Consider the following 12,299-nt stretch of genomic DNA (forward strand, 5'->3'; position numbering starts at 1 on the left):
AGTAAACAAAATATGAAGGAGAGTTAACATGATTAACGTAAGTGATTTAAAAGCAGGAATGACTTTCATTCTTGATGGAAAATTAATTAAAGTGTTGGAAATCAGCCACCACAAACCAGGTAAAGGAAATACTGTCATGCGTATGAAAATCCGTGACGTACGTAACGGATCAACAGTTGATACTACTATGAGACCTGATGAAAAAGTAGAACGTGCTCACATCGATACAAAAGACGTTCAATACTTATACAGCCAAGATAATGTTGGTGTATTCATGGACTTAGAAAGCTATGAACAATATGAAATTCCAGAAGAAACAATCGAAAACGAATTGAAATACATTTTGGAAAACATGGAAGTTAAAATCCAATTCTACGGAACAGAAGTAATTGGGGTTTCATTACCTTCAACAGTTGTATTACAAGTAACTGAAACTCAACCATCTATTAAAGGCGCTACTGTTACAGGTTCTGGTAAACCAGCAACAATGGAAACAGGATTAGTCGTAAACGTTCCAGACTTCATCGAAGCTGGCGAGTACTTAGAAGTAAACACTTCAGAAGGTACATACGTACGTCGTGCAACTAAATAATGAATAAAGTGAAGAATAACAGTTTGCATTTGCGAGCTGTTATTTTTTTATCGAAATAGGTGTAGAATTTCCCTTTTTTTGTGATAAAATGATGAAAATGTAATCAAATATGAGTAGTGGATGTGAAGTTATGAATCAATACGGTTATTTACTAAAAACTTTAAGAAAAGAAAAAGGAGTTTCTCAATCAGAATTATCAGAAGGAATTTTATCCAAAAATCATTTATCAAAAATTGAACGTGGTGAAAATGATATTTCTTTTCAAACTTTATTGAAACTATTAGATAGATTAAATATTTCCCTTTTTGAATTTGAACTACTCTTAGATAAGACACAAGACAACCAATCTACTTTTTTAAAAGATTTATCTATTGCAGTAGCCAATAATGATTTATACTTATTAAATGAATTATTAACTAGGGAAATTGAATTAAAAAGTAAATCAAATAATATTCGACATAAACATAATGTCATTCTATTGAAGGCTTATATTGATAAATTTTCTAATACTCCATTTAATCATCATGATATTCAGGAAATTATTCAGTATATTCTAACTGTTGATGAATGCGGACGATATGAAATTAGTTTGTTTGGTAATTTTGTAGGATTTATGTCATCAGATATGAGACACAAATTAGTGAAAATGATAAATCGAAAGAGTCAATTATTTCATTCAGATAAAAATTATACTGAGATTTTTACTCGAATTTTATTAAATGTTTGTTATGCAGATTTGATGGATAAAAATTTTAATTCTGCAATAGAAGTAATAGACATTATTGAAAAGCATTTAAATCATACAGAATTATATTATGAAAAAAATCAATGTAAATTTTTTAAAGGACTCTATTTAATTGGTACAAAAAATAGAGATGGAGGAGAAAAATTGTGTAAGAAGTGTATTGAATATTTCTATTTCATGAATGACATTTCAAAAGCTATTGAACATCAGAAAGTGTTGAAGAAGTTTACGGAAGAACTTCTTTAAATTTCTTATCAATAAATTTGATTGCATTATAATATTTTTTAAAATTACTGGTAATATCTAATTGTAAATATAATCCTTATGAGAAAGAAGAGTTATTTTATGAAAAATATTAAAGAATATGCATCATTATTGTTACACTCTAAAAGGTTCTTACTTATAACAGTTACAAATATCATTATCGTTTTCTTAGCATATTTTACTGAATACTTTAAGAATCGAATTCCTCATCAAATTTATTTTCAAATTTTTTATACAGGTTTTGAGCTGTATAGATTAAACAAAGAGAAAAGGAAACAAAATAATAAAAAATAGTTTCTTAAAATAAAAGAAATGCGCTTCTGTTTCTATTTCTACTATCCTATGTTACACTAGCAAAAAGTGAACAAGAGGTGATAGAGATGAAAATTGCAGTAATGGGAGGAACTCCTGTTGATTCAAGATTAGGAAAGGAATTATTAGAAAAGCATGGATTTGTAGATGTTTTGCCAGTGCCTATTTCGAATAATCCTATTGAACAAACAACTTTTCAATCTTCATCTAGTGAATATCGAATGGCTTTTATGAGAGAAAAGGTTGAAGAACTACGAGCAGAATATGATGCTATTTTTGTTTATTGTAATTCTCTTAGCTCAGTAGTAGATTTTGATCAATTATCTCAGGAGTATGAGATGCCTATGATTACGCCAATGCAAATGTATCGTCAATTAGCAATGGATTATCAACAAGTGGCTGTAATGGCAGCAAACTCTCATGGTTTAATGGGAGTGGAGAATAATTTATACAAAGCAAATCCTAGTTTACAAGTCATCGGAATTACGTTGCTTGAATTAGTCAAATCCATTGAAGCCAATCTCTCACCAAAAGAAATTGCGACTAAGTTTGACTTTAGTAGTTTATTTTCATTTTTCAATGGAAGCAATGTAGAAGCAGTTATTTTAGGATGTACTCATTTTCCATATATCAAAGAAGAATTAGAAAGTTTGACCAAACTCCCAATTATTGACGTAGGAGAATACATGGTCAGAACATTAAAAAAGAATCTATTATAAAAAATATAAGACTTATTTGTAGTAGCAAAATAAGGGAAAAATTAAGACCATAGGCTTAATTTTTAGCAATGAGACAGCGTTAGCTGGCTGCTTGCGACCTTGCTACTACATAACTCAGTCTATATATTATTATTTATAAAAAGGTTATGTAAAGGATAACTCCCGATACATAGCCTTTTTTATTGTATAAAAAATATTTTAAAAATAAGACTAAAGTCCGAGTGTTTTATTATTGACTTACTTTGACCAATATGATAAATTATACATGTGGTTAGCACTCGTCTTAGTCAAGTGCTAAAGAGAGGTGACCAAAATGTTAACCGATAGACAATTGCTAATCTTACAATCGATTATTCAACTATATACGGAAACATTAGAACCAGTTGGATCAAAAAAGTTGATGCAGCAAACGGGTTTAGCAGTTAGCTCTGCAACCATTCGAAATGAAATGATGAAACTAGAAGAGATGGGATATCTTGAAAAGAACCATTCCTCTTCAGGACGAGTTCCATCGAATCAAGGGTATCGCTATTATTTAGATAATATTTTACCCGTTCAGAACAGTCCAGTTTCATTAAGTATTCGAAATCAAATCCGTGAAACTTTCCAACAATCGACTATGGAAATTCAAGATGTCTTTAAAGTTTCGGCAGATATTTTGTCGACACTGACGAATTACACAACAATTTCCATTGGACCCGAAGTAAGGAGTGCTACATTATCCGGATTTCGACTTGTTCGACTAGGGCTAAACCAAGTGATGGCGATTTTAGTTATGAGCAATGGTTTAGTTGAAAATAAAGTTTACTCGATTCCAAGTGCGATTGATGACTCTGACTTAGATAAAGTCGTTCGAATCATTAATGAGGAATTGATTGGCTTGCCATTAGAAACAGTTCTCCAACGTTTGAAGTCTGATTTACCAGCTTTAATGAATCGATATATGAATTCTCAAATTCAAATTGTTAAAGTGATTCAAGATATGATGAACCAATTTGAACAAGATAGACTCCATGTTGCAGGAAGAAGATATTTATTAAACTACTTCGACTCACATGCCAATGTCCATCATTTAAAAGAAATTTATCGATTAATGGATGACCAATCGAAGATGCACGAATTAGTGATGCCTTCTAACCGAGATATCCAAATTCGTTTAGGGGCTGAGATGGATGATCCATTATTAGGAGAATTTAGTATTATTACAGCAAGCTATGAAACTCCAAAACACGATAGAGGAATTATTGCTTTATTAGGCCCTAAAAATATGCCGTATTCGAATGTCCTATCGATTGTTAAAGGATTACAAGAAGAGCTCACAACAACAATGGAGCAATATTATAGAAATTTATAAAAGGAGATGGAAGCTTGGAAACAAATGAAGAAAAAGACGTTCAACAAACTCAAGAAGTAGAAGAAGAGAAATCTCCTGAAACTGAAGAGTTTGAAGAAACTGTCGAAGAAAACGAAGAAGTTGAACCTTCTGTTGAAGAAAAATTACAACAAGAAGTTTCTCAATTAAATGACCAAGTATATCGCTTATCTGCAGAAATTGCGAATATTCAAAAAAGAAATGCAAAAGAAAGACAAGATGCAGCGAAGTATCGTAGTCAATCTCTAGCACAAAACTTATTGAATGTCATTGATAATCTAGAAAGAGCGATTGCCTCACCTAGTGAATCAGAAGAAGCAAAAAATCTTAAAAAAGGGATTGAAATGGTATATGAAGGTTTCTTATATGCCCTAAAAGAAGAAGGTATTGAAGAAATTGAAGCACTAAATCAACCATTTGATCCAAATAAGCATCACGCAGTTCAAGCTGTTCCAGCTGAAAAAGGACAAGAAAGTGATGTTGTTGTTCAAGTATTTCAAAAAGGCTATATGTTGAAAGACCGTGTATTAAGACCAGCAATGGTTATCGTCTCTCAATAAACCAACTAAAAAATTTAAAATTATAGGAGTGTATGAATTATGAGTAAAATTATTGGTATTGACTTAGGAACTACAAACTCAGCAGTTGCTGTATTAGAAGGAAATGAATCTAAAATTATTCCAAACCCAGAAGGAAACCGTACAACACCATCAGTTGTAGCGTTCAAAAATGGTGAAATTCAAGTAGGGGAAGTTGCAAAACGTCAAGCTGTGACAAACTTAAACACTATTTCGTCTATTAAACGTCATATGGGTGACGCATCATATAAAGTTGAAATCGAAGGTAAACAATATACACCACAAGAAATTTCAGCAATGATCTTACAATACTTAAAAGGGTATGCTGAAGAATATTTAGGAGAAAAAGTTGAAAAAGCAGTTATTACTGTACCAGCTTACTTCAACGATGCTCAACGTCAAGCAACTAAAGATGCAGGACGTATCGCAGGTTTAGAAGTAGAACGTATAGTGAACGAACCAACTGCAGCAGCTTTAGCATACGGTTTAGATAAAGTAGACCACGAAGAAAAAATCTTAGTATTCGACTTAGGTGGTGGTACATTCGACGTATCTATCTTAGAATTAGGAGACGGCGTATTCGACGTATTATCAACATCAGGAGACAACCACTTAGGTGGGGACGACTTCGATAACAAAATTATTGAATTCTTAGTGGCTGAATTTAAACGTGATAACGGAATTGATTTATCTCAAGATAAAATGGCAATGCAACGTTTGAAAGATGCTGCTGAAAAAGCTAAAAAAGATTTATCAGGTGTAACTTCAACACAAATCAGCTTACCATTCATTACTGCTGGTGAAGCTGGACCATTACACTTAGAAGTAACATTAACACGTGCTAAATTTGATCAATTAACATTAGATTTAGTAGAACGTACAAAAGAACCAGTTCGTCGTGCATTAAGCGATGCAGGATTATCAGCAAGTGAAATTGACCAAGTTATCTTAGTTGGTGGATCAACTCGTATTCCAGCAGTTGTAGAAGCTGTTCGTAAAGAAACTGGTAAAGAACCAAACAAATCAGTAAACCCTGACGAAGTAGTAGCAATGGGTGCTGCAATCCAAGGTGGAGTAATCTCAGGTGATGTAAAAGATATCGTATTATTAGACGTAACTCCATTATCATTAGGAATTGAAACAATGGGTGGTGTATTTACTAAATTAATCGATCGTAATACAACAATTCCAACAAGTAAATCACAAGTATTCTCAACAGCTGCAGATAACCAACCAGCAGTAGATGTTCACGTATTACAAGGGGAACGTCCAATGGCAGCAGACAACAAAACTTTAGGTCGCTTCCAATTAACAGATATCCCAGCTGCACCTCGTGGTGTGCCTCAAATCGAAGTAACATTTGATATCGATAAAAACGGTATTGTAAATGTTCGTGCAAAAGACTTAGGTACTGGTAAAGAACAAACAATCACAATTAAATCTTCATCAGGTTTATCAGACGAAGAAATCGAACGTATGGTAAAAGATGCTGAAGCAAATGCTGAAGCAGATAAAAAACGTAAAGAAGAAGTAGATTTACGTAATGAAGTGGATCAATTAATCTTCACTGTAGATAAAACATTGAAAGACTTAGAAGGCAAAGTAGATGCTGAAGATGTTAAGAAAGCTGAAACAGCTCGTGATGAATTAAAAGCAGCTGTAGAAGCAAATGACTTAGAAGCAATGAAAGCTAAACGTGACGCTTTAAATGAAGTTGTTCAAAACTTATCTGTAAAATTATATGAACAAGCAGCAGCAGCTAGCCAAGCAGCTCAAGGAGCGGCAGGAGCTGAACAAGCAAGCTCTCAACCACAAGATGGCGTAGTAGATGCTGACTTCGAAGAAGTAAAAGACTAATTAAGAGCAAGTAAGAGTGGGAGAACTTCTTCCACTCGCTCTTTTGTAGAATGATATGATAAGGAGGGATAATGGTGGCAAAACGTGATTTATATGAAGTACTCGGAGTCTCCAAAGATGCCTCCGATGCAGATATTAAACGAGCTTATCGTAAATTATCCAAACAATACCATCCAGATATTAATAAAGAAGCTGGAGCTGAAGAGAAATTTAAAGAAATAGCAGAAGCTTATGAAATTTTAAGTGATAGTCAAAAACGTGCTGCGTATGATCAATATGGTCATGCTTCATACGATCCAAACTCAGGATTTTCTGGTGGCGGTTTTGGTGGCTTTGGTGGATTCGGAGGTCAAGGATTCTCTGGAAGTTATACAGGTGGATTCGAAGATATTTTCGATACATTCTTTGGTGGCGGCGGTGGTCGTCGTGGAAATCGTGCCAATATGCCACGTCAAGGGGCAGATTTACAATATGTCATGGACTTAACATTTGAAGAAGCGATTTTTGGTAAAGAAGAAGTGATTCATTACCATCGTAATGCAGAATGTGAAACTTGTCATGGTACTGGTGCAAAACCTGGTACAGATCCTGTAACGTGTTCTAAATGTCATGGTTCAGGTGTGATCAATGTTGAAAGAGCAACACCATTTGGTAGAATGATGTCTCAAACAACGTGTGATGTCTGTGGTGGTACTGGACAAGAAATCAAAGAAAAATGTGAGACTTGTCATGGTCATAAACATGTGGAAGAAACGCATAAAGTGAAAGTAAAAGTCCCAGCCGGTGTAGAAAATGGAAACCAAATGCCATTACGTGGACAAGGGGAAGCTGGAGAAAATGGTGGCCCTTATGGTGACTTATATGTGATTTTCCGTGTTGGTAAGAGCGATACGTTTGAACGTGAAGGGGCAGATATTTTCTATGAACTTCCAATCAACTTTGCTCAAGCTGCATTAGGAGATGAAGTGGATGTTCCGACTGTTCACGGCAAAGTGAAATTAAAAGTTCCTGCGGGAACTCAATCTGGTACGGTTCTTCGTTTAAGAGGAAAAGGTGCGCCTAGACTTCGTGGTAGTGGAATGGGTGATCAGCATGTTACAGTACGTGTTCTAACGCCTAAACATTTAACGGACAAACAACGTGAGGCGATGCAGATTTTCGGAAAAGAAGCAGGTACTCATGTTGAAGGTGAAGGTAATTTCTTCGATAAAATGAAGGATGCTTTTAAGGACAGTTTTAAATAGTTAAAAAATGTTCGAAAGACTTCCTGAAAATAGTAGTATTAGGACGGCAGCAGCCTCGTGGAACGAGTCTCATGCCTAAACTTTGAGCCTAAGGTCTCAAAGTTTCCTGTAAGATAAGCCAAATAGGCTTATCTTACTCATACTACTATAGGAAGTCTTCTTGTTTTACGTGACCTAATGAGAGTCCGTATATAAAGTCGAATGACTTCCTGTTATAGTAGTGTTTGGACGGTAGCAGCCCTTCGGTCTCATGCCCAAGCATACTACTATAGGAAGTCTTCTTGGTTTTATGTGACCTAATGAGAGTCCGTATTTATGTCGAATGACTTCCTTTCATAATAGTATAGGACGGTAGAAGCCTCGTGGAATGAGTCTTATGTCTGAGTATACTACTAAAGGGAGTCTTTTTTTGTTTGTTTAGATATTTTTTCACAAAGATATTGTATTTCCCTAAAAAATCCATATAATTATAATTAGAAGGAGGATAGCGTTTTCAAATTTTATTTTAAGAATTACAAAATAAGAAGATGATTAGGGGGAGTTAACAATGAAATGGTGTAAAAATATAAAATTTATTTTATTAGCATTACTTGTCTGTTCGGTTGCTCTTTTATCAAGTTGTTTCAACAGTCATCCAATAGGGAAAAAATATTCTTTACCTCCTGAAGTAGATCTAAAAGTTGATTCTGAGAATGATGAAAGCGATGAATTATTACTTGAACGCGATGGAGAAATAGATATAACTTATTTAGAAAGAGCTAAGCAAGTATTTTTAGTAGACTATCCCAAAGATGAAAAAGAACAATTAGTTGGTAAGACGATAACGATACGTGAACCATATTCTCTTTATAACTTAGAGGATATGGAGACTAGAAAAAATCTTGAATTTACGGTTTATGTAGATGATGAACCTTATGCTTATATTGGTTTGAGTAAATACGATGATAATGGTGATAAGTTTGCTACATCATTTAGGCAAGCAAAATATTTTCCTAAGAGATTTCCGATGAAACATGGGTGTTATCGTTTTACAAAAAGCAAAGAAGGATTGCGTATTGAATCTGTGAAGTATGATCCAACAAAGGAATATGGAAATTTGAATAAGGTAGTTTATACTTTTGATCCAACAGAATTATAAGATATTTTTGAATGACTTCCTAATATAGTAGTAAAGGACGGCAGCAGCCCTTGTGGGTCTCATGCCTAAAAATCGAGCCAAGGTCTCGATTTTCCCTTGTAACAGTAGCCAAACGGCTACTGTTACGTTTACTACTATAGGAAGTCTTTTTTTGTTTATTTTGATAGTAAGCATAGTTTGAATAATTTCCGTGAATTGTCAAGTCAAGTGCAACAAACGATAACTTATCCTATACACCTAATTTAACTTTATATTTTCAATGTATTTTGATTCAAAACAAACAAATATACTAATAACCCCCTAGGCGGGGTTCGCGCCACAAATGTTTGTGTTTCTTAGAAATTTTTTTATAATTTCAAGGCATATAACTTGACAAATTTTCGGGGGGGGGGTAAAATTGCATATATGTAATCCGCTATTTGATACTTTACAGAAGACAAAAATCTCCTAAACGTTGATTTAACAATGTTTTAGGAGTCTTATTTTTACTTTGAAAAATGCGTACTTTTTCTATTTCTAGCTAAATTTTTGAAAAATTTTATATTTTCACATAAATAACTTCAAAATTATTCCTAATTGTGAACAAATTATAAAGTTTATCGGTAATATCAGTCCTAAGAAAATGGAAATATACCTAAACTATAATGATAAATGAAGTCAAAATTTTTGTGTTTTTATAATTTGAGGATAAGTTTAATATCAGGATATTCTTTAAGTACTTTTTTGCGTTGCTATTTTTTAAAAATAATAGTTGTTCTATGTTTTATTTAAATTAAAATATTAGTGATAATAGTGTAATTGATAAAGTTTTTAGAAAATAATTGTTTACATTCAATGGTAATATCCTAATAATAGGATACCATAGTACGAGAAGTACGCAATATTAAAATGCAAAAAAATGACAAAAAATACGATAATATCAACGATTATCGCACTTTTTTCTTATGCAAGTGTCAAACTCCCGAGCCTAAGGTCTCAAAGTTTCCTGTAAGATAAGCCGAACAGGCTTATCTTATTCATACTACTATAGGGAGTCTTTTTTTGTTTATTTTGATAGTAAGGATAGTTTGAATAATTTCCTATTAAATTAATCAAAAAAGTATTGAATCGTGAGTTCACAGAAAATGTTTGACTTAAAAGTTGTATTTTACTATAGTATTAATAGTTTATTCACAAGAGGCAATTATTATTCATTTTTTTTAGGAGGAATTTATGAAAAATTTCGATAAACAATTAAGATTTGGTATAAGAAAATTGAGTATAGGTGTAGTGAGTTTATCTATTGCATCTTTTTTCGTTGTTGGTGGAACTAGTTTAGTTTATGCAAATGATCCAACACTTCCGTTGAAAGCAGAAACTATGCAACCTGAACCAACACCTCCATCGACTGGAGAACCGACGAATTCTGAAGAAACTCAACCAACAACACCTGCACAACCAGCAGAAGAACAACCTACAGGAACAAATTCAGATAAACCAGCAGAAGAACAACCAACTGAACCTGGCAAACCATTAGACGAAGAAATTGAAGAAAAAGAAAGAAAAGAAGAAGAGGAAAGACGTCAACATAAGGGAGAATTATTTGAAAAAGATAATCCTTCTCTGGAAGAAAATGCCAATACTGAAGATGCTGATGCCAATAGAGTATATAAAGAGCCAAAAGAAGGAACCACGGCTAAAGGTTTATATAAGGTTTTAGATAGTTTACCAGATGATTTCCAAAATAATGAGTTAAATTACTTGAAAAATATGGATGCTATCGGTGATAAAATAGGTTTAAAATCAGGTGAAATTCGTGAATTGGGTTTAACCCTTGAAAAAATCAATAAATTGGGCTTAACCCCTGAAAAATTAGAACAATTAGGTGTAGAACCTAGCTTGATTAAAAAATTAAACTTAACTCCTGAAAGAATTAAGGAAATTGCAATTAAACCTGAACTTATTAAAGAATATATTTTGAATGAAAAAGAAAATATAGCATTAAGTTTGATTTTCGAAAAAGTTGAAAAAGAAAGCTTTACTTCAGAAAAATTAAAGGAATTAGGCTTAAAAGATGAACTTGCGAATAGATTAAATCTAAATCCTGAAAGAATTAAAGAATTGTTAGCGAATCCTGAATTGATCAAAGAGTTAAAACTAACACCTGAAGAAAGTAAAGAGTTGAACGCCGTTTTTGAAAAATTTGATAAGGAAACTTTAAACCCTGAAATCTTAAAAAAAATGGGAATGAAAGAAGAGCTTATTCAAAAATTAAACTTAACTCCTGAAAAGATTAAAGAGCTTGTCTTAAATCCTCAATTAGTAAAACAATTAATTCTAGAGGAAGAAGAAAATAAAAAAATAAACAATAAACTTACAGAAGCTTTTGAAAAACTTGAAAAAGAAAATCTGACGGTGGATAAGTTGAAAACCTTAGGACTAACACAAGAGTTAGCTGATAAATTAAAGTTGAATCCTGACAAAATTAAAGAATACCTCTTAAATCCTGTATTAATGGAAAAAGAAAATCTGTCAAAAGACGAATTAGAAGTTGTGCATAATGCTTTTGATAGACTTGAAAAAGAAAGTCTTTTACCTGAAGTATTGAAAAAATACAATGAATTCGGAGGCTGGAAACCTATCGGTGGAGGTACATTCGCCATTGGTAAGAAAAATGAATGGGGGTATTTCACAGGTTGGCGTGTGACAGGTTATACTCCTGAAGGAAAACCAATCATAGAACAAGGTGGTTTGCTCGGTTCAGATGCTCTTGACCGAATCTGGATGCACGAGCAAGCGTTAGACTACAGATTTAAGTACATGTTGATGCTTGCCAAAGGTCGTACTCTTGCCAATAGAAATGATAAAGCACAAGATGGTTCTGAGTTTAATATAATGGCATCAAATAGGGAAGAGAATAAAAAATATCTTGATTCCTTACCTGTAAAAGATAAGGATGATATTATAGTTCATTCACCTAATATAGAAGGATTTAACGGTATTGAGAAACGTTTCGAAGCTTTCTCGAGTAAATATGGAAGTACTTTAAGACTAGACTTCGTGACAGGTTACATCTCAGATTGGGAACTCATAACAAAAGGAAGTTATCGTATCGTTGTTAAGGGTATTAAAAAAGATAAAACAGACCCTTCAAAAGAAGTAGAAGAAACTGTCTATGACCACACTATCAACCATGTCGATGGAGTAGTAGAGAACGAAGAACGCTACAGCCAAGGTGTGGATGTAGTGGGGGTTAATGCTGTAATTAAAAAGATTTTAAAGGATGAGTACATTAAAAAAGTCAATACTCTTGCAAATGCTAAATATAAGGAAAAATATCCGGGTGAAAGCAGACAAGATAGAGAGAAACTAGACGCTTTAAGAGAAGAAGCAAGACAAGAACTTGCCAAAAAGGGAGACGTCGTATTTGAGTTACCTATAGACAAGGATGAATTGCATGAAGTAGAAAAAAACGGAAAACCGTCTAATAAGTTTAAAG

At 33.3% G+C, this 12,299-nt stretch carries 10 protein-coding genes; all 10 read left to right on the top strand.

Features of this window, described 5'->3' with window-relative positions:
- The first annotated feature begins 28 nt into the window (after window positions 1-28).
- Entirely contained in the window at window positions 29-592 is a 564-nt protein-coding gene (efp, locus tag RWL86_RS03105) for an elongation factor P (RefSeq protein ID WP_006702601.1), read from the top strand.
- 130 nt (window positions 593-722) lie between these two features.
- Entirely contained in the window at window positions 723-1,583 is an 861-nt protein-coding gene (locus RWL86_RS03110; protein ID WP_314077125.1) for a helix-turn-helix domain-containing protein, read from the top strand.
- Window positions 1,584-1,682: 99 nt separating this feature from the next.
- Complete coding sequence (locus RWL86_RS03115; RefSeq protein ID WP_314077126.1) at window positions 1,683-1,895, top strand: hypothetical protein; 213 nt, start codon at window positions 1,683-1,685, stop codon at window positions 1,893-1,895.
- Window positions 1,896-1,981: 86 nt separating this feature from the next.
- Complete coding sequence (locus RWL86_RS03120) at window positions 1,982-2,632, top strand: aspartate/glutamate racemase family protein (protein ID WP_314077127.1); 651 nt, start codon at window positions 1,982-1,984, stop codon at window positions 2,630-2,632.
- 313 nt (window positions 2,633-2,945) lie between these two features.
- Window positions 2,946-3,986, top strand: coding sequence for a heat-inducible transcriptional repressor HrcA (hrcA, locus tag RWL86_RS03125; protein ID WP_314077128.1), 1,041 nt, complete (start codon window positions 2,946-2,948; stop codon window positions 3,984-3,986).
- A gap of 14 nt (window positions 3,987-4,000) precedes the next feature.
- Window positions 4,001-4,564, top strand: coding sequence for a nucleotide exchange factor GrpE (grpE, locus tag RWL86_RS03130; RefSeq protein WP_314077129.1), 564 nt, complete (start codon window positions 4,001-4,003; stop codon window positions 4,562-4,564).
- 39 nt (window positions 4,565-4,603) lie between these two features.
- Window positions 4,604-6,439, top strand: coding sequence for a molecular chaperone DnaK (gene dnaK / locus RWL86_RS03135; protein WP_314077130.1), 1,836 nt, complete (start codon window positions 4,604-4,606; stop codon window positions 6,437-6,439).
- A 71-nt stretch (window positions 6,440-6,510) separates the two neighbouring features.
- Window positions 6,511-7,683, top strand: a complete 1,173-nt coding sequence (gene dnaJ, locus RWL86_RS03140; protein ID WP_314077131.1) for a molecular chaperone DnaJ — start codon at window positions 6,511-6,513, stop codon at window positions 7,681-7,683.
- 547 nt (window positions 7,684-8,230) lie between these two features.
- Entirely contained in the window at window positions 8,231-8,821 is a 591-nt protein-coding gene (locus tag RWL86_RS03145; RefSeq protein ID WP_314077132.1) for a hypothetical protein, read from the top strand.
- 1,212 nt (window positions 8,822-10,033) lie between these two features.
- A partial coding sequence (locus tag RWL86_RS03150) for a YSIRK-type signal peptide-containing protein (protein WP_314077133.1) occupies window positions 10,034-12,299 on the top strand: 2,266 nt, incomplete at its 3' end.

Source organism: uncultured Granulicatella sp., from assembly GCF_963515095.1.
Lineage (GTDB): Bacteria > Bacillota > Bacilli > Lactobacillales > Aerococcaceae > Granulicatella.

Coding starts and splice junctions, on each gene's coding strand:
- dnaJ (WP_314077131.1), top strand. CDS start 6,511: ATGGTGGCAAAACGTGATTTATATGAAGTACTCGGAGTCTCCAAAGAT.
- RWL86_RS03115 (WP_314077126.1), top strand. CDS start 1,683: ATGAAAAATATTAAAGAATATGCATCATTATTGTTACACTCTAAAAGG.
- RWL86_RS03145 (WP_314077132.1), top strand. CDS start 8,231: ATGAAATGGTGTAAAAATATAAAATTTATTTTATTAGCATTACTTGTC.
- hrcA (WP_314077128.1), top strand. CDS start 2,946: ATGTTAACCGATAGACAATTGCTAATCTTACAATCGATTATTCAACTA.
- dnaK (WP_314077130.1), top strand. CDS start 4,604: ATGAGTAAAATTATTGGTATTGACTTAGGAACTACAAACTCAGCAGTT.
- RWL86_RS03120 (WP_314077127.1), top strand. CDS start 1,982: ATGAAAATTGCAGTAATGGGAGGAACTCCTGTTGATTCAAGATTAGGA.
- RWL86_RS03110 (WP_314077125.1), top strand. CDS start 723: ATGAATCAATACGGTTATTTACTAAAAACTTTAAGAAAAGAAAAAGGA.
- efp (WP_006702601.1), top strand. CDS start 29: ATGATTAACGTAAGTGATTTAAAAGCAGGAATGACTTTCATTCTTGAT.